The sequence below is a fragment of the Halobacteriovorax sp. DA5 genome (assembly GCF_002903145.1).
Classification (GTDB): domain Bacteria; phylum Bdellovibrionota; class Bacteriovoracia; order Bacteriovoracales; family Bacteriovoracaceae; genus Halobacteriovorax_A.
The window spans coordinates 111,216-128,342 of the sequence record NZ_PPDJ01000007.1 but is presented as its reverse complement, the minus strand read 5'-3'; the positions used below and the strand labels follow the sequence as shown (position 1 = coordinate 128,342).

Genomic DNA, 17,127 nt, shown 5'->3' with positions numbered 1-17,127 from the left:
GGGCTTTTTAAATTTTAGATTCATTAATCGATTGAAGCACTTACGCTATATCTTCCAAGTAATTCACCCGCTTTATTAAGTAGAAAGTACTTCGTTGTTATGTGCATATTATCCCATTCTCCACCTGTCGACTCGTATTGAAAAAGGTAGAGGTCGCCAACTTTATATGCATTTTTAAAACCTGTTGACGATCCGTACTCACCATCTGGTGAAGTATAGCGTCCACCCATATAGTCTTTTGAGCGAAGTGCCTTTGCCAAAGTGAACTTCATATCAAAGCTTGTATCATCATGGATATTAATTAGCTCAAGTTCTCCGCCTAGGATCTCAGCAACTTTAAATGTTATTTTCGTGATTTTGAATTCATAACATTTTTGTGCTTCATCACCAGCGCTTAGATCTTGATTACTGTAAATGTCATATAGGTTACAGTCTTTGAATAATTTGTAGTCATTTCTTAGATCATTAAAGTAGCTCTTTAGCTCTGGAGCATTTGCGCTAGCAAAAGCAGGAATTAACATTGATAAAACAATTAGCGATAAAGTTTTCATAGATAAGCTCCTAAGTTACTACTCTACATAGTACAGCGGGTTAAAATTGACAAAACATTGTGTTTTGTAAGTTGTGACACTAGATACAATTTACTTAGTTTTAGGACAATATTTTTGAAATATTAGTGTTTTGTGAGGTTCTGTGAGTCGTGTTGCAGCGAGTCTTAATTCTGGGTTAAAGAGAATTTGGCCATTCTTATCTGTGGCCCCATGGGTATCTCACCGATATTAAACTTATGGGAAATAAGGCATTAAAAAAAGATCACTATCCAATCGATACAGAGTTTCGTTACCAAGAGGATGAAAGTTTTGGTTCCTTTGTTTCAAAAGGTAGTCTTCGAATTCTACAGTTAAGAAAAATTTTTTCTAAAATTATTGAAAAGAAAAAAGAAGACCCAATACCAAATGAAGCAAGCATACCTCGTGCTTTTTATCACGAGTTTGATATTCATTGTATGCAAATTCAAAATAGAAATCTCTTTCAATTTCGTCCAATAAAAAAAGAATGCCTAAAAACAGTTTTCTATATTCACGGTGGAGCATTTATCTACAATATGAATGTCGGCCAATTTCATTTGTTAACTCAATTGATGAGAAATATTGATATCGAAATCATCGTGCCTGATTACCCGCTCGTTCCTCATGGCAGTGTTTTAGACGCTCTGTCGATGATTAGGGAGTCTTTTGAGAAAACAGCACAAAGAGTAGGGGCCGAAAATATTATTGTCATGGGAGATGCGGCAGGAGGCTGTCTTGCACTTGCACTTTGTGAGCAAATGAGAAATGAAGGTAATCCTCTTCCATCTTCGATCATATTACTTTCTCCTTGGCTTGATATTAGTATGAGTAATCCTGAAATTGAGGATATTAATGAGCATGAAATGGTATTGGATCGAAAGGGGATAAGAGAATTAGGTCATATCTTCGCTGAAGATCTTGCAGAGGATGATTATCGTATTAGTCCACTTCGAGGGGAGTTAGATGATCTGCCTGAGATAAATATTTTTACAGGTACTCACGATATTCTTTACCCAGATGCCAAGGAATTAAAGAATCGTCTAAAAGAAGAAAATAGGCCATACCGCTATTTCGAATACCCTAAGATGATGCACGGATTTATTGAAATGCCTCATCTTAGGGAGTCCAGATTCGCTATTAATCAGATTATATCTTTATTAAAAAGTGAGTTTGATCGTTAGGTTAAGTTTTTTTATGAACCACAACCGATACAATCGATAAAACTTTCTGGTGGTTTTACGCCATCAAGCTTCATTTTAATATTGTGAATTCTGCCACGAATATCCATATCTTCCATCATATTTCCAGTAAGTTGTCCTTCTAGAAGTGTGATTTCCGCTAGTAATTCTTCTTTTTGTTGTGGCGTCAATTGACTCATGTGTGCTCCCTGTCGATGTGTGTTGTGTGACTTAAATTATCCATTAGATTGTTAAAATATGCAAATTATCAAGAGCTTATAGTTGATAGTTAATAACTATCAAAGCTTTAGTTTAATCGAATATTGTCTGGCGCAGAATTTCCGTAAAATTAATATATTCTCCTTTAAACAGAGGGGAAGAGGAGAGTTTATGAGTGCAAATTATATGGCCATCTCTGGAGTATTAGTTGCGGGCCTTGCAACAGGAATAGGTGCATTACCTATCTATTTGAAGAAGCATTATTCAAAAGAAATACTTGATATCGCAATGGGCTTTAGTGCAGGAGTCATGCTAGTTGCATCATTTGTTTCACTGATAACCCCTGGTTTGGAAGAGGCAAAGAAACTCTATTCTGCTTCAATGGCAATGCCTATTTTTCTATTAAGCCTATTCTTAGGCTATGTCTTCATCATTTTTGTTCATGATCTAATACCCCATAAACATATTAATAAGAAAAGCGATATGGAGCTTGGTGGCCTTACTTTCTGGCCTTGTAGAACCAGTTGCTGCAGGTGTTGGTTTTTTAGCAACTAGTATATCAACTCAAAGTCTTCCGATTGCACTAGGTTTTGCTGCAGGGACAATGTTGTTTGTAATTTGCCAAGAGATGCTACCCGAGCTTTTTAGGCAAGGGCATGAGAGAAATGCAACTCTTGGCGTAATTATTGGTGTGATGACAATGCTTACGATAGATTTCTATCTATAGTGCACGTGAACCACTATTTTGTTTTGATCTCATCAAATGATGATCAAAGATACTCGCAATATTTCTCATAAATGGTCTGCCATCATCAGTGACAATTATTTTATCACTATTTGTAATCAGGCCATCTTCTTCTAGTTCGCAAATTTTACTATTAATGTGTGAAGCATTCTTGAGGCTTTGCCAGTCTTTCTTTGAAACGCTATTTGTCGCAAAGAAATTTTGTAAGATCTCTTCTACAACGATATCTTCTTGCGTGTGGATATGTCCTGTGGAAATGGCAAGCCTTCTCTTACTTATTGATTCGAAATAAGTTTTTACGTTCTTCTCATTTTGTACAAAGCTTTTTGCTGAAGAAGATATTGAAGAGCAACCAAGGCCAATAATTATTGGTGAACTTTTATGAGTATGACCCATAAAGTTTCTTCTTAGTTTTCCTTTCTGCTTTGCTTGATAAAGCTGTGAATTTGATTTTGCAAAGTGATCTAGCCCAATCTCTTTGTAAGAATGATTTTCAAGTAGACCTTTGCCATGTTCATAAAGAGCTCGCTTAAGTGCTCCTTCTGGAAGAGCCTCCTCTGGGATTAACTTTTGATTTTTAATCTTAGATGGAAGGTGGGCATAGCTATAGAATGCAATTTGTAACGGCTTAAGTGAAATGACCTTCTCGATTGTTGCTTCAACTGTATCGAGTGTCTGATAAGGAAGGCCGTAGATTAAATCAAAGTTTATGTCATCAATTCCAATTTCACGACAATAGTCCACAAGCTCTTTTACTTTTTCAAAAGGTTGGATACGCCCAATTGCCTCTTGAACAACTGGATCAAAATCTTGTATTCCCATTGATAATCGACTAAATCCAAGCTTCTTATAAAGGTCTAGTTGCGATTTTGAACAAGTACGTGGGTCTATCTCAATTGAGCCTTTAAACTCTTTAGCATCAATCGACTCCTTTAATTTATCTAATAAAGTAGAAAATGCTTCTTCATTTAAGAAATTAGGTGTTCCGCCACCAAGATGAATTGAAGAGATATTAATATCACCCATTTGTTCGAGATAGAGTTCCCATTCTCTTAAGAGAAAATCAACATATTCAATACCGCGATTTTTATTCTTAGAAATAACTCGATGGCAACCGCAGTAGTAACAAAGTTTTTCACAAAATGGGACATGGATATAGAGTTCTACTCCTTGAGACTTATCGTAACCTTCTTTGAGGTGTTCAAACCACATCTCCTGAGATGGTGCTCCCGTCCAATAGGGCACGGCTGGAAAGCTTGTATAGCGTGGAACTGGTACATTATATTTTTGAACAAGACTGTCTTTAATCATATTTTTTACTCCTAAGGGCAATATTAGAAGAATATGAGCAAAAAAAAGATGATGTAGCTTAGGTTTTTGCTTGTAGTGCAAGTTGAATCTGTTTTCAATTCTTTCAAGCTTCAAAGATTATGGCCTTGTTTAGTTGTTAAACAAAAATAAGGAATTCTTTAAGGCCACTGCTTCCCAAAAGACTTTAAGATAGCAAGATAACGAGAACATTGGAGTATATATGAGTATTTACAGTACCAACACCCACGGTGAGAGAAATGATGGAAGAATGAAGATTTCTTCTAAAGGTAAACAGAATTTGGAAGCGACAGCTCCTCCTGAATTTAAAGGACCAGAAGGAGAGTGGTCTCCTGAAGATTTATTTTCAGCAAGTATTTCAAGTTGCTACCTCTTAAGCTTTAAGGCCCTGGCCCAGGCGCGAAAAATGGATTGGGATACCCTCGATGTAAAAGCAGATGCCAAGCTCGAAAGAAAAGATGGGAAGCTTACATTCACAACAGTTGAAATTCAACCACACCTTGTTGTTCGCGGTAAGGAAAATGTAGATGATTACTTAAAGTTATTGGAAGAAACTCAGCACAAATGCTTGGTAACTAATTCAATGAATTGTAAATTTACTTTAAATCCAAAAATCAAAGTAGCTTAACCTCGCAGTATCGATAAGTGGGGAATATTCCCCACTTATAGGATGTCTAAATCTTGAACGGCCATGTAAATAAAGCCATTTAGCCTAAGTAGGTTATTGAAATATGGTTAAATGCAAAAAAAATAACAAGGCCAAAATATGAATAAATTATTTAATAAGTTCCTAGCAGTCACCTTGCTGGCAAGCGGAGTGTTTGCCTCCAATCTCGAATTAACTCTTTCAAATGAAATTAAAGTTTTAAATGCGGAATATGGAAATGTTAAAAACTATCCAATCGTTATTTTTGATAAGAGTGAAGTCGTACCAATTCTTAAGGGTCATTCTGAGGAGCAACAAATTAAGCTTCTTAGCGAATATATGATTCAAAAGTTTGGTATTGAACTGGAAAGAAATGAGGCCATCAATCTCATCCCATATTTTGGCGTATTAAATGGCTCTGCTTCAGCTCTACCTTTTATGAAAGGAGGATGGAGTAGGGAATTTAAATTTTGTGCAGTTCTTCCAAATGGAATAATTAATGATTTGCCAAGTGAAGTGAGAAGATCTCTTGGGCATGATGACAGAGTTGATGTTTATAAAGACTTTGACTTCTCAAAAATTGAGCGACTATTCTCCCTTGAAGAACTATATTATTTTTCTCTCTATCATGAGCTTTCACATTGCTTAGATGATATTTATCTTCCAATAAATTATCAATCGCCTCCAAGTGGACATGGTGTCCATGAGTCTGAGTCCTTTGCTGAGGTTAATGCATTATTTCTTTTGGCCCAAAAGAAAGGATTAAAGCGAATTGGAATGAATAGAGCGCTTTTGAGAAAAACATATAGTCAGTATATGGGGCCTTACTTGGCAAGTGATAAGGTGAGTCCTTTTGCTGGTGAAATAGTAAAACAGGGAGGTGGAGTTTATCTGCTTTCACCTGTGTTAATAGCTGCGCAAAGAGAGATTGAAAATTATAATAAAAATGTTTTGAAATATGATCTTAATGAGACTCTGAAGTTATCGGCAACGATTGTAGGACATCATTCAATTAATTCACGTAGCTTTCGTGCTCTCGTAAAGTACTTTGAGGATGGAAAAGAAGACACATTTGAATATTATAAAGGTCTTGCAGATCGTGATCCTGACTTATTCTTAGCTACTTATTATGATTTAATCTATCTCACATCAATTCTTGAAAACTAATACAAATAATTAAGATAAGTACAGCTTTATGATAAAGCTGTACTTTTGAATTTAATAAATGAAATGGGTAGCTATTTTGTTGTTTGGTATCGCTCTTTAATTTCTTCAATTAAGGCGGTATTACTTTGCATCGGTGAAATTTTGTAGGCGGACTTACGAATTCGCTCATCCATTTGTGACTCAATAGATTCTAGAACGATTTCTAGCAAATCTTTCTTTAGTTGTTCTTCATTTTCTTTCTTGAAAATATTTGGAAGTATTTTTTCACCAATATACTGGCGAACTAGTGCTAATTCACCGTGTTCTTCGTATAGTCCACGGTTATCATACTTTGTATTTTGGTCTTCAAAAGATCTCAGTTTTGTTAGTTGGTAGGCATCGTCTGTCATTTCATCATAATAAAGAGCATTGAAAATTGCATTGCGATTATTTGTTACAAGCACGGCCACTAAATCAGCAAATAACTCGTTATAAGAAGAAGAAAGGTGGTATTTTTCAAGTTCACTATGATTTTTAATTCTCTCTTCAATGACTTCAATTTGCTTTGTATAGTATTGGACAACATTTCGAGGATTTCCCTCAGCATATGCCTTATGGCGATTCACTTTGAAGCGAGATAGTCTTTCTGCTAGTGCCTTTAGTTTAGGATAAAACTTTTTTCCAATTCTTTCGCCAAAGATTGCGTGAGAATACTCGTGATATAAAATTGCATCAGTACCAATGCTATAAGAATTAAAGATTTGTCCCCATTGGTTAGTAAAGGTTAGATGAAGTGGGATACGAATTGTTTCTCCTATATCAAATGAGGCTCCATTATCGCGGGAGAGAAGTTCTAAGTTTACGACAGGAGAGTCTTCTCTAAGTTTTGCGACTTTAGCTATAGCATTATTGGCCCACTCTACATCTGAACAGTTGATGGAGTCCGATTTTTTCACCTTAAATGCAGAAGATATATAAGTGAAGTCACTTTCGCATTTCAACTCTTCTTGTATTTGGTGAAAGTCTAGTAGCTTTGACTTAATATCAATTGCAAAGACATTAAGGGTTAATAGAGGTGCAATGATTATAGGTGTAATTTTCTTCATATTTATGAATAACACGCTAAATTCAGCTTCTTATCCCAATTGAAAGATTTCCCTGGCCGACTAAATGTCGAACAAAATAATCATTTGTTTAATGTAGTCTAAGTATCTGTTTTTATGAGAATAACAAGCCTGTAAATTTTTACAGCACAATCTTTTTTCTCGAATCTCTTGTATAAATGTAGTAAAGACTAATTGTTTACGTATTGAAATTTAAAGGATTAACTATTGGAAACCCTAATCAATTCCTTTGGGGAATTTAAGTCTCGTGTTGAAGAGAGAAATTATCTTCAAACGTCTTGGCCCAAGGATAGAACATACACGTTATTGTCGTATTTAGTTTGCTGTATTCTGCTGTTATTTGCAGGAATTCTTGCGGACTATCAACGTATCTATACTTTTGGATCAGCAAATATTCTCACATTCTTTAGGGCCTTACTTGTTGTATACGGATTAGGGTTCTTCATCGCTTTTAGAAAGAGTGATTATAATGACAAAATTGAAGTACACTTATTCTTTATAAAATTAGCTTCTGTAGTGATTGTCGCTTTAATGACTTTTATGATTATGGGGACAAGTACCACACTTCTTGCTGGTATTATGATTATGACAACCTCTTTCTATGTTATGCTACCGGGAAGATTAAATGGTATTATTATTAATTGTGTAATTCTCTTTGCTTTATTTGTCATCGTACCTATTTTAAATGAATCAGTTGAATTAAATAAACATTTCTACAAAATCTTTATTCTTCTTTCTCTTAATATCGTTCTCTTCGCATTTCGCTCTATGTTTAATAGAGCTTGGAGATTATTTTATATTTCGAATCGTCGTCTTGAAGAACTTAATAAAACAAAAGATGATGTAATCTCAACAATTGCTCATGATTTAAAAAGTCCATTACAAGTAATTCTTTCTTCAGCATCTCTTGTTTCTAAAAGAAATGAAGAGTTATCTGTTGAGAGAATTAAGCTCTATCAAGATCGTATTATTAAGTCGGCCAAAAAGACAGATGCGCTACTTAAAGATTTACTGGCATGGGCACTCACAAGTAATGAGAGTCTGGGATATAGTCCGAAAGAGTTAAATATAAAAGATACAATTACAAGTGCTGTCGAATTTGCTTATGAATTGGCCCAGACCAAGGATCTTGTAATCGAGGTTGATTTAGAGGATTATATCTTTGATCACGATAGTAATATGATTGAAACTTGTGTGCGCAATATTATCTCAAATGCAATTAAGTTCTCTCCTGAGGGAAAGAGGATTGTTGTTAAGGGTGCAGTTAAAGATGGTTATGCTATCGAGATTTGTGACGAAGGAGAAGGGGTTCCTGATATTGTTATTGATGGAATTCAAAGTGGCCAAACATTTCATGTAAAGACTGGAACAAAAGGTGAGAAAGGTACAGGCGTAGGTTTAAAACTTGTTCATTCTTTTCTTAAAAAGCATGGCGCAGCTCTCTTTATCGAAAATATGCCAAATAGTGGCTCACGCGTGACTTTAAAATTTCCAATGATATAATAAGTACTTTATTATTTAGTTGAATTTTAAGGTGTGGCATGAGTTTTTGGCAAAAAATACCTCCAGAAAAGGCCATTAAATTATTAAATTACTGGCCTCCTTACCTTGGTGCAGGAATTAAAGTTCTATCAATCAACGATGAACGCACGAAGATCAGTGTTCAAATGAAACAAACATTTCTTAATACTAATTATGTTGGAGTTCACTTCGGCGGAAGCTTATACTCTATGTGTGATCCATTCTATATGCTCTTACTAAGTTTTCACCTTGGTAAAGATCATATTATTTGGGATAAAGCTGCTGAAATCGAATTCTTAAGTCCAGGCAAAGATATCGTCAAGGCCGAGTTCGAGATAAAGATGGAAGAAGTGAACAGGATTAAGCAAGAGGCAAGCGAAGCCAGAAAGGTTCTTCCTGTTTTTGAAACTTTTATTTACGACAAAGATAATAAGAAAGTGGCCAGAGTAAAGAAAACACTCTACGTACGACGAAAGAGAAATGATTGAAAATAGTTGTTCATTATGAAAATAGCAATTGCCGGGGCCAATGGATTTATTGGTAGGAATCTCATTCAAAAGATTAAAAATAAGCATCTCGTAAGGGCCTTAGGCCGTAGTGAAGTTTATTCTGATGATAAAGTTGAATTCTCTAAGACGGATCTATTCTCTTATCATAGTACAAAAGAAGCTTTAAAAGATATCGATATCGCCATTTATCTCGTTCATTCAATGCTGCCTTCTTCAAGGTTATTTCAAGGAAGCTTTCGAGATACAGATCTGCTCTTGGCAGATAATTTTGCAAAGGCATGCCTACATAATAATGTGAAACATATTATCTATCTCGGTGGTTTAGTACCTACGGGTGAGAGTAGTGAACATCTTAAAAGTCGTCTTGAAGTTGAAGAAGTTTTCAAGTCGACAGGAATTCCCTATACGCTCTTACGAGCAGGTATGATCGTTGGCGATGGTGGCTCATCATTTGAAATTCTAAAAAATCTTGTGATTAATTTACCTGCTATGATTTTACCAAAGTGGACTAAGAGTCGCACCCAAGTGGTATTTATCGATGACTTATTAAGAGTTATCACTCAGCTTATTGGCGATGACAGATTTTATAATCGTATTATAAATATTGTTAATGGTGAAGATGTAACCTATGAACAATTAATTCGAAAAACTTCAAAGCGTTTCAGAAAATTCTGTCCAATGATTCCTGTACCGATTAATTACTTAAAATTATCTAAGTGGTGGGTTAGTGTTTTTGGTGAATCAGAAATTGAATTAGTTTCTCCATTGGTTGATAGTTTAAAATGTCATCTACCTAAAGTTGAAATTGACAGTGACATCGATAATTTAATAAAGATTCGAACATATGATCAAATGCTTGATCTAGTAAGAATTGAAAAGACAAAGAGAAAACCTCGTGTAGCACGACGTAAAGAAGAGAGGACTGTTCGTTCAATTCAACGTCTTGATAATCCTAGTCACCTTGAAATGAAAGAGTTAGCAAGTACCTATATAAAGTGGCTTCCGCGTTTTATTAGATTCATTATCTATGTTCACGAAGATAGGGGAAATATTACTTTTAATATTATTTGCATTAGGGCCCCATTGTTAACACTTAAATACATTGAGAATAAATCTAATTTAAGAAGGGCCAAGTTTCATATTATTGGGGGATTGTTAAGTGCATCTACTAATACAGGATGGCTTGAATTTAGAAGTGTGGCCAATGGTAAGTTTACGCTTGTCTCAATCAATGATTTCCGACCGTCTCTTCCTTGGTATATTTATTGTTACACACAAGCTCCTATTCATCTTATTGTTATGAAGTCCTTTAGTTCTCATTTGAAGCATTTAAAAATATCTTAAGTTTATCCGACTCCTTTACAGTGATAAAATTGGCTCATCTATAAGAGAAGATACACACGAAACTTAAAGGAGATTACCATGATTAGACGTTCGATTGTCCCACGAAAAAACTCAGTATTTAATTCTGATTTCTTCGGTAGTGCTAATTTTGACAATGAGTTTAGAGATATCATCTCTGGCCTTGAAGATATTTGGCAAGGTCGAGGAAATGGAAATTCTAATGCCTTTGGAGAGATGAAGGAAACTGAAAGTGCTTACTTACTCAGCATTGATATGCCTGGTGTAAAAAAAGAAGACCTGAATATTCAAGTCGATGATGGCCTAGTTACTATTGAAGCCGAACGTAAGACACTATTCGAAGATGGTGGTGGAGAGACTCGTCGTATTTCGCGCAGTTTAACTGTACCTCATTTCATTAATCGAAGTGAAGTTCAGGCGCAACTTCAAGACGGAATTCTTTATCTCGCTCTACCAAAAAGTGCTGAGAAAAAGGCGCATAAAATTGAAGTTTCCGATGCGACAGAAAATTTTGTTAAGCTATTTGCTGATGAAAAAGAGAAATCATCTCATTAAAAAAAAATGAAAGTGCTAGGCATTGTTGTCTGGCACTTCTTTATCTAGTAAGTAGACAAAAATAGGGTGTTTAGATGTTATATGTATTTCACCGTAGGCTTTATTCGAAAGAGTAAGGCAACTAAGAGTTTTTACTCCTTTATCGCCATTGAGGGGATAATCACAAGCACCACTTATTGTTATTTCTTGTTCTTCAAGACTAAGAATTGAAAAAATACCTTCATGTGTAAAAGAGAAGTTACCGCTTGAGTTTGCGATAATTTTCTTTTCAAAATGGCACCTTGTTTGGTGTTTTCTTTCTTTTAGAAAGTGGTGGATCGAGCCTAAAGTCACCATTTGATGATCTAGTCTTCCTCCTAAAAATCCAAAGAGCTTTATTTCGGTAATATTATCAGGGATAAGAGTTAATGCGTAAGTTAGATCTGAAAAGTCTTTGTTTTCATCCAACGTTATATCAAGATTATCGCTAGTTGTATTTGAATCATTATCACCAACTGAAAGGTAAGGATGATCGTCACTTGGCCTATGATTTAGGCCACCATCAACGTAAATGATTGGAGAATTAATAATATAGGGCAATGTTAGGGCCATTGGTCCAATAATTACTAATTTATTCGTTTTTGCTAATTCTTCATTAAACTCTGTAAGATTCATGATCACTTGTTCTTGATTATTTTTCTATAGAGATTATAACCTATCAATGACTAAAATATCCTCTAAAAAGAATGCCGATAATTCACTACGTCCACTGAGGTTTGATTTACTATAGATATTAGTGCAGTGTTGCTTAATTGTTTTCTCTGATGTGGATCTAATATCAGCAATCTCTTTTATTGTTAGGCCTTTTAACAATAAAAGTGAGATGTCTTTCTCTGATTTTGTTAATGCCCATTCATTTAATTGATCATTAATTTTTTCAGAGAGACCGCGTGAAAGATCTTGAGTTTTTCGTTTATAACTTTCTAGGTCAGATTTTAACTTTGTAACGTCTGAATTAATTCTTAAGTTTTCTTTTTTTGTAAATAGCCACTTGAACCATAGAACACCAGTTCCGATGAGACCTATGAACATTATGATGCCTTCTTCGATAACGTGCTCATATGTCGAGCCATCACTGATGTCCTCATAAATATCATAAATAAGAAAAAGAGAGATAAAGAGGAAGAGTAATCCAGTAATTAGGCGTTCACGTTTATTAAGCATAGTTCTAGGACCTTAGTCGTATAAATATTGTATCTATCTGATAATACACATTTTATTTGGAATTAGGACTTTCGTCCAGTTACAAAATTTAAGGTTTTGAACGATTCTTTCTCTACGAAAGGAGGAACAAATGACTCGTATTGTTCACATGGAAACTTATAAACCAGATTACACTTACAAAACAGAAGAGATCATTGAAGCTGCCCAACGCCTGTGGCTGAAGAATGTTGATGAAATGACAAAACGTAAGGCCCTGAAAATATTTAAGGGCTCCAAAATAGATCAGCGTAGTGCGGTTGTCGATCTTGAGACTGTATTTTCAGACTTAAGTTTTGAAGAGAAGAATAATATCTACAAGGGCAAAATGGTTGAGTACGGTAAGAGGTTACTAAAGCAAACGTTTGAAAAGTCTAATATCGACCCAAGTGAAGTTGACTATATCATCACAACTAGTTGTACAGGTTTTATGATTCCTTCAGTTGATGCTTATCTCGTCAATGAATTTGGTTTACGAAAAGATGTCGTTCGTTTGCCAGTAACAGAGATGGGATGCGCAGGAGGAACGTCGGCATTAATTTATGCAGATGAATTCTTAAAGGCCAATCCTGATAAAACAGCACTTGTTTTAACAATGGAAATACCAAGTATCACTTTCCAACTTAATGATCTTGATGCTGCCAATCTTGTTTCAACAGCAATTTTCTCTGACGGTTTTGCTTGTGCTGTTTTAAAAGGTGGCGAAGGTAAAGGTGCTCATATTATCGATACAGATATGTATAACTTTTCTCATGGTGAATACCTGATGGGATTTGAGCTAATTAACTCAGGACTTAAAATTGTTTTAGATAAAGATGTACCAAGTGCAATTGAAGGAAATTTTGAAAATATTTTCTTACCGTTTTTAGAGCGCAATGGCCTAAAGATTGAAGATATAGATAATTATATGTTTCACCCAGGAGGTAAGAAGATCATTCAAATGGTTGAAGACTATATTGGTGATTATGACAAAGATATTTCAGAGTCTAAGTGGGTTCTTGAGAATTGTGGGAATATGTCATCTGCGACAATTCTTCATATCTTTGACAAGGTTACAAGAGAAAGAGTTATTGAAAGTGGGCAGCGTGGTTATATGCTAGCATTCGGCCCTGGCTTTATGGCCCAAAGTATTCTTTTAGAGTGGAGGTCATAATAAAAGCGATCTTCAGATCTCTATTTATTATCCTATTTCTAGGGGGCTTCGCTGGAATGTTGTTTTATACAAAGGATTTAAAACAAAAGAATCCTGAGTCAATCTTCTTAACAGATAAGGGGATAGAACAGTTTAAGGCATTTCAGCAAGATTACCCAGAAGTAGATTCGCTAGTCGTTTATACAAATGAAGTGGCGAGTCTTGAAGCGTATTCAAGTCTCGAAAACTTCGGTAAAGAGCTTGAGAAGATATGTCGTGATGAATGCTACTTTGTTTATCCTCATAATCTTGTTAAAGATCGCCATGAATTAGAAATTGAATTACAAAAGGGGACACTTGCAAAAGCAGAACTCATTTCAGCAAATCGCATGGGGCTGCTTATTTTTAATAATGGTGAAAAAAACCAACTAAAAGAAGTTATCAGAAGAGTGGAAGATGAAAATCTTTTCTTCTGTGCTGGCCATGAGTATACAAATTATCATCTAGATAAATCTTCAGCTCTTGTTCAAGATAGACTTTTTCCGATTTTATTTATATTTTCATTCTTGCTTTTATTTGTATTTATTAAAAACTTCCTCACGACAATTGTACTTTTTATCCCATGTCTCTTTAGTGCACTTTTTGGCCTTAGTGCTATTAAGTATTTTTTTGGCACTATGAATATGGTGACTTCAATTGTACCGCTGATGACATTTGTGATTATCCTTTCTCTTGGACAACACATTTATTTCTCTGCCAGAAAGGAAGGTTCTTTATCTAAGGCGCTAAAGCATAAAATTCGCCCAATAGCACTTATGCTTATTACAACTTTCATAGGCTTCCTTTCATTATATGTGAGTGAGATTTATGTTATCCGCATCTTTGGACTACTAAGTAGCATCATGATTTTATTGAGCTCTTTGCTTTCAATTATTTGGTTACTTAGTGTTGAAGGCTTATTAAAGCTCAATGAAGCTAAGGGAGTCATTCTAAAAAAATATCCACGAAAAAGTTTTTCGGCCCTCTCTTTCATGATCATTAGTTTTTTTTCAATTCTCTTAGGAGTTTGGGGTGGTAAAAATGTTGCTATCGTAACTGATGCAACCAAGTATTTCCCAAGGGAGACTAATATTGCAAAGAGTTTTAATGACATCGCTGTTTTAGCAGGAGGTGTACCTCTTTTAGAGATTGGTATGGGAGATCTATCATATGAGGAGTTAATAAAGCTTACACAAGTTGAAGATGAGTTAGGGACAATTCATGGTGTAAGAGTATTATCTCGAAACCTTGTTGTTAGAAAAATAAATGAAGCGTATAGTGGAAGTTATTCTCTACCGGATAATCAATTCGCCTATGCTACGCTATATTCAAAAGCTGCTGAAGGTATCAGGGAAGCTTACCCAATAGACTCACAATATAAAATCACACTACTTGGAACTCCTTTAAATGTTGATCAATATGAAATTTTATTAAATAAAGTAAAGGGGATTATAGGCGATAGAAGTTTTCGCCTCGATGGCCTATACTATAATTTAATGATTTCTCAAAAAGCAATGGTACATACTCTTTCAAAAAGCTTTTTACTGAGTCTCATTGTCATGGCAACAATTGCAGTTGTCTTCTTACGACAGCTAAAGCTATTTGCTATCTTTATTTTGGTTAATACAATGCCTCTAGGATTATCTCTGGGGTTTCTAAATATCATGGGAATGTCTCTAAATATTGCAACCGTCATGACATATAGTGTGGGGCTTGGAATTGTCGTGGATAGTACATTTCATCTACTTCATTTCTTTGACCAAAGAAGGGGGAACTTTGATGTATATGTCGAAACAATTGTTAAGCCTATTTTGACAAGCTCATTAACTTTAATTATCGCATTCTTATTATTTGGAATATATGACTTTTTACCAATTAGAGAATTTGGTGTGAATTTATCTTTCATTTTATTCTGTGGAATGATTTTTGATCTTTTTGTTCTACCAACTCTTTATTTAAGTAATGCATCTCTTAAGGAGATCGTTGAGGAGTGGAAATGAATATTTACGATGTACTCATTGTTGGTGGTGGTCCCGCAGGGGCACTACTTGGCCACTTGCTTGCTGAACAAAATTCAAAAGTACTGATTCTTGAAAGAAATAAAGATATCGGTCGTAAAGTATGCGGCGAATATCTTTGTCCCCAAGGTGTGAAACTCCTTGATAATCTAAACCTACAATCTGTTTATAAAGACTTCTTGCCGCTTGATGGTATGGTGATACATACACCAAAAGGCCGCAGTGTTAACAGTACATTCCCTATGAGTGAGGGCGGAAAGAAAAATTTTGGTGTCAGTGTTAATCGTAAGATTCTCGATCAAAGATTGGTAAATCTCGCAACTGAAAGCGGTGCAGACTTTCGACTTAATCAAAGTGTTGTAAGTATGGAGTATTTAGGAACATATTGGAGAGTTGAGACAGTTGTTGGTGATATATATTATTCTCGACTTCTCGTCGGTGCAGATGGGCGCAACTCAATTGTTGCACGATATTTAAATCTTCAATTGCCTAATTCAAAAAAACGTATCGCTCTACATGCTTGGCTTAATACAGGTAAAGTTCCAGTAAGAAAGGGACAAATGTTTATCTTCGAAAAGGGAAGTTACCTTGGTGTTGATCCTATTTCGAATTATGAATTAAATCTCTCTCTTGTTTGTGGAGCTGATGAAATCAAGAAATATGGAAGTGCACGCAATGCTTTCAAGTATTATCTTGAAAGTATTAAAGATGAGCTAGGGGTTACACTAGACGAAGAAAATAAGATCCATACAAGTTTTCCAATTGAGCACAGTGTAAGAGATGTTATTGGAAATAATGTGGCCCTAATTGGTGATGCCGCAGGCTTTATTGACCCAATTACTGGAGAAGGTATCTTTAATGCTTTATTAACAGCGAATATGCTTTTCGAAAGTATCAATATTTCAAAAGTTTGTTTTGATTATAACTCTTCATTACAAGTTTATAAGTACAAGAAAGAGAAATACTTTCGGGAAAAAACATTTCTTAATATTTGCTTCCAGTGGCTGATCCGCCGTTCATGGTTGGTTGAGCTTATTGCAAAATTTTTGAATCATAGTAAAAAAAGAAGAGATACCTTCATCGGAATCATTGGAAATATACATACTCCATTAAAAGGTCTTTTCAGAATTATTTTCTCATGAGGTTTATATGAAATATTATAAAATTGTTTTTATTTTAATTTTTTTACAAGTAAGTAATATTTCAGCATCACAGTTGAGCTTGAAGTATGAAAGCTTTGAGCAGGCCCTCAATGCTCAAAATCGAATCATATTTAATATGTCGTCGACAAAGGCCGGTGTTATAACTACTGATTTTCAAGGTGTCGTTAAAGTCGCTAGTATTACGTATAAAAAAAATAAAAATGGAAGATACAAAGATATTTCAATTAAAATCGATGCCAAAGAATTAGATACAGATAATGAGTCTCGTAATGAGAAAATGTATGAGAAGTGTCTTGAAGTGAATCAGAATCCTCATATTATTGTTCGTATTCCTGGACCGGTTAGACTAGGTGAGTTAAATCCGGGAATTATAGAGGTTCGAAATAAGAAACATTCTGTGGATATTTTCATTGAAAAAAATATTGCTGCAGATGGTAAAATCTCACTGGTTGGAAAATCTGTACTGTCTTTAAAGAAGCTCGAAGTCCCGGATCCATCGATATGGATCGCAACTGTGCATGATGATATTGAGGTTAATTTTTACTTAATTCCATAGTGTGATTTCAGCGCTTTATGAAGATTTATTGCTAAATCGATAAATTTTATCAATACATTTTAGCGATAAAATGTTAA

The 17,127-nt window shown here is 35.0% G+C and carries 19 protein-coding genes; 13 read left to right on the top strand and 6 right to left on the bottom strand.

Translation table 11 applies throughout. The features are described from left to right. Window positions 1-23: 23 nt before the first annotated feature. Complete coding sequence (locus tag C0Z22_RS09850; protein WP_103218199.1) at window positions 24-551, bottom strand: hypothetical protein; 528 nt, start codon at window positions 549-551, stop codon at window positions 24-26. Window positions 552-787: 236 nt separating this feature from the next. Between C0Z22_RS09850 and C0Z22_RS09845 the strand changes: the two genes are divergently transcribed. Beyond that, on the top strand, window positions 788-1,750 hold the full coding sequence (locus C0Z22_RS09845; protein ID WP_103218198.1) for an alpha/beta hydrolase fold domain-containing protein: 963 nt from the start codon (window positions 788-790) through the stop codon (window positions 1,748-1,750). Window positions 1,751-1,761: 11 nt separating this feature from the next. Here the strand turns inward: C0Z22_RS09845 and C0Z22_RS09840 are convergent, their stop codons facing one another. Continuing rightward, window positions 1,762-1,947 (bottom strand): hypothetical protein, encoded by a 186-nt coding sequence (locus C0Z22_RS09840; protein WP_021268045.1) that lies wholly within the window; start codon window positions 1,945-1,947, stop codon window positions 1,762-1,764. Window positions 1,948-2,137: 190 nt separating this feature from the next. On the opposite strand from C0Z22_RS09840, the gene C0Z22_RS15910 reads away from it, so the two are divergent. Both C0Z22_RS15910 and C0Z22_RS09835 read left to right on the top strand, forming a co-directional pair. Continuing rightward, complete coding sequence (locus C0Z22_RS15910) at window positions 2,138-2,521, top strand: ZIP family metal transporter (RefSeq protein WP_146037860.1); 384 nt, start codon at window positions 2,138-2,140, stop codon at window positions 2,519-2,521. Continuing rightward, a complete protein-coding gene (locus tag C0Z22_RS09835) occupies window positions 2,460-2,693 on the top strand; it encodes a ZIP family metal transporter (protein ID WP_103218197.1) in 234 nt (77 codons plus the stop codon). Before C0Z22_RS15910 ends, C0Z22_RS09835 begins: the two co-directional genes overlap by 62 nt. Here C0Z22_RS09835 and hemN read toward each other — a convergent pair. After that, complete coding sequence (hemN, locus tag C0Z22_RS09830) at window positions 2,688-4,022, bottom strand: oxygen-independent coproporphyrinogen III oxidase (protein WP_103218196.1); 1,335 nt, start codon at window positions 4,020-4,022, stop codon at window positions 2,688-2,690. The genes C0Z22_RS09835 and hemN overlap by 6 nt on opposite strands. A gap of 220 nt (window positions 4,023-4,242) precedes the next feature. Here hemN and C0Z22_RS09825 point away from each other — a divergent pair, with 220 nt between their 5' ends. Together C0Z22_RS09825 and C0Z22_RS09820 are read left to right on the top strand one after the other, a co-directional pair. Then, window positions 4,243-4,668, top strand: coding sequence for an OsmC family protein (locus C0Z22_RS09825; RefSeq protein ID WP_103218195.1), 426 nt, complete (start codon window positions 4,243-4,245; stop codon window positions 4,666-4,668). Between the two features lie 138 nt (window positions 4,669-4,806). Continuing rightward, entirely contained in the window at window positions 4,807-5,853 is a 1,047-nt protein-coding gene (locus C0Z22_RS09820) for a hypothetical protein (RefSeq protein WP_103218194.1), read from the top strand. Window positions 5,854-5,924: 71 nt separating this feature from the next. Here the strand turns inward: C0Z22_RS09820 and C0Z22_RS09815 are convergent, their stop codons facing one another. After that, the gene (locus C0Z22_RS09815; RefSeq protein WP_103218193.1) at window positions 5,925-6,938 is read right to left on the bottom strand and encodes a hypothetical protein; all 1,014 of its coding nucleotides are present in this window, start codon (window positions 6,936-6,938) and stop codon (window positions 5,925-5,927) included. Between the two features lie 225 nt (window positions 6,939-7,163). Here C0Z22_RS09815 and C0Z22_RS09810 point away from each other — a divergent pair, with 225 nt between their 5' ends. The 4 genes from C0Z22_RS09810 (at window position 7,164) to C0Z22_RS09795 (ending at window position 10,903) form a co-directional block, all read left to right on the top strand. Continuing rightward, window positions 7,164-8,459: a sensor histidine kinase KdpD gene (locus C0Z22_RS09810; RefSeq protein WP_103218192.1), complete on the top strand. Its 1,296-nt coding sequence runs from the start codon at window positions 7,164-7,166 to the stop codon at window positions 8,457-8,459. Between the two features lie 38 nt (window positions 8,460-8,497). Next, a complete protein-coding gene (locus C0Z22_RS09805; RefSeq protein WP_103218191.1) occupies window positions 8,498-8,965 on the top strand; it encodes a DUF4442 domain-containing protein in 468 nt (155 codons plus the stop codon). A 15-nt stretch (window positions 8,966-8,980) separates the two neighbouring features. Next, window positions 8,981-10,330 (top strand): NAD(P)H-binding protein, encoded by a 1,350-nt coding sequence (locus C0Z22_RS09800; RefSeq protein ID WP_103218190.1) that lies wholly within the window; start codon window positions 8,981-8,983, stop codon window positions 10,328-10,330. 78 nt (window positions 10,331-10,408) lie between these two features. Further along, window positions 10,409-10,903: an Hsp20/alpha crystallin family protein gene (locus C0Z22_RS09795; RefSeq protein ID WP_103218189.1), complete on the top strand. Its 495-nt coding sequence runs from the start codon at window positions 10,409-10,411 to the stop codon at window positions 10,901-10,903. 15 nt (window positions 10,904-10,918) lie between these two features. Here C0Z22_RS09795 and C0Z22_RS09790 read toward each other — a convergent pair whose 3' ends face one another. Then, the gene (locus tag C0Z22_RS09790) at window positions 10,919-11,557 is read right to left on the bottom strand and encodes a hypothetical protein (protein ID WP_103218188.1); all 639 of its coding nucleotides are present in this window, start codon (window positions 11,555-11,557) and stop codon (window positions 10,919-10,921) included. Window positions 11,558-11,590: 33 nt separating this feature from the next. After that, window positions 11,591-12,106 carry a LuxR C-terminal-related transcriptional regulator gene (locus C0Z22_RS09785; RefSeq protein ID WP_103218187.1) on the bottom strand — a complete coding sequence of 172 codons (516 nt, stop codon included), beginning with the start codon at window positions 12,104-12,106 and terminating at the stop codon, window positions 11,591-11,593. 130 nt (window positions 12,107-12,236) lie between these two features. Here C0Z22_RS09785 and C0Z22_RS09780 point away from each other — a divergent pair, with 130 nt between their 5' ends. Genes C0Z22_RS09780 through C0Z22_RS09765 form a run of 4 tightly spaced genes read left to right on the top strand, consistent with a single transcriptional unit; the run spans window position 12,237 to window position 17,050 of the window. Next, complete coding sequence (locus C0Z22_RS09780) at window positions 12,237-13,295, top strand: type III polyketide synthase (protein ID WP_103218186.1); 1,059 nt, start codon at window positions 12,237-12,239, stop codon at window positions 13,293-13,295. A 56-nt stretch (window positions 13,296-13,351) separates the two neighbouring features. Further along, window positions 13,352-15,313, top strand: a complete 1,962-nt coding sequence (locus tag C0Z22_RS09775) for a hypothetical protein (RefSeq protein ID WP_103218185.1) — start codon at window positions 13,352-13,354, stop codon at window positions 15,311-15,313. After that, complete coding sequence (locus C0Z22_RS09770) at window positions 15,310-16,473, top strand: NAD(P)/FAD-dependent oxidoreductase (protein WP_103218184.1); 1,164 nt, start codon at window positions 15,310-15,312, stop codon at window positions 16,471-16,473. Before C0Z22_RS09775 ends, C0Z22_RS09770 begins: the two co-directional genes overlap by 4 nt. A 7-nt stretch (window positions 16,474-16,480) precedes the next feature. Then, window positions 16,481-17,050, top strand: coding sequence for a YceI family protein (locus tag C0Z22_RS09765; RefSeq protein WP_103218183.1), 570 nt, complete (start codon window positions 16,481-16,483; stop codon window positions 17,048-17,050). Window positions 17,051-17,127: the final 77 nt, after the last annotated feature.

Bases quoted from the DNA above. Each gene is read 5' to 3' on its own strand.
- C0Z22_RS09790 (WP_103218188.1), bottom strand. From the start codon at position 11,557: ATGAATCTTACAGAGTTTAATGAAGAATTAGCAAAAACGAATAAATTA.
- C0Z22_RS15910 (WP_146037860.1), top strand. From the start codon at position 2,138: ATGAGTGCAAATTATATGGCCATCTCTGGAGTATTAGTTGCGGGCCTT.
- hemN (WP_103218196.1), bottom strand. From the start codon at position 4,022: ATGATTAAAGACAGTCTTGTTCAAAAATATAATGTACCAGTTCCACGC.
- C0Z22_RS09770 (WP_103218184.1), top strand. From the start codon at position 15,310: ATGAATATTTACGATGTACTCATTGTTGGTGGTGGTCCCGCAGGGGCA.
- C0Z22_RS09800 (WP_103218190.1), top strand. From the start codon at position 8,981: ATGAAAATAGCAATTGCCGGGGCCAATGGATTTATTGGTAGGAATCTC.
- C0Z22_RS09785 (WP_103218187.1), bottom strand. From the start codon at position 12,106: ATGCTTAATAAACGTGAACGCCTAATTACTGGATTACTCTTCCTCTTT.
- C0Z22_RS09820 (WP_103218194.1), top strand. From the start codon at position 4,807: ATGAATAAATTATTTAATAAGTTCCTAGCAGTCACCTTGCTGGCAAGC.
- C0Z22_RS09815 (WP_103218193.1), bottom strand. From the start codon at position 6,938: ATGAAGAAAATTACACCTATAATCATTGCACCTCTATTAACCCTTAAT.
- C0Z22_RS09775 (WP_103218185.1), top strand. From the start codon at position 13,352: ATGTTGTTTTATACAAAGGATTTAAAACAAAAGAATCCTGAGTCAATC.
- C0Z22_RS09780 (WP_103218186.1), top strand. From the start codon at position 12,237: ATGACTCGTATTGTTCACATGGAAACTTATAAACCAGATTACACTTAC.
- C0Z22_RS09850 (WP_103218199.1), bottom strand. From the start codon at position 551: ATGAAAACTTTATCGCTAATTGTTTTATCAATGTTAATTCCTGCTTTT.
- C0Z22_RS09825 (WP_103218195.1), top strand. From the start codon at position 4,243: ATGAGTATTTACAGTACCAACACCCACGGTGAGAGAAATGATGGAAGA.
- C0Z22_RS09840 (WP_021268045.1), bottom strand. From the start codon at position 1,947: ATGAGTCAATTGACGCCACAACAAAAAGAAGAATTACTAGCGGAAATC.
- C0Z22_RS09795 (WP_103218189.1), top strand. From the start codon at position 10,409: ATGATTAGACGTTCGATTGTCCCACGAAAAAACTCAGTATTTAATTCT.
- C0Z22_RS09765 (WP_103218183.1), top strand. From the start codon at position 16,481: ATGAAATATTATAAAATTGTTTTTATTTTAATTTTTTTACAAGTAAGT.
- C0Z22_RS09845 (WP_103218198.1), top strand. From the start codon at position 788: ATGGGAAATAAGGCATTAAAAAAAGATCACTATCCAATCGATACAGAG.
- C0Z22_RS09805 (WP_103218191.1), top strand. From the start codon at position 8,498: ATGAGTTTTTGGCAAAAAATACCTCCAGAAAAGGCCATTAAATTATTA.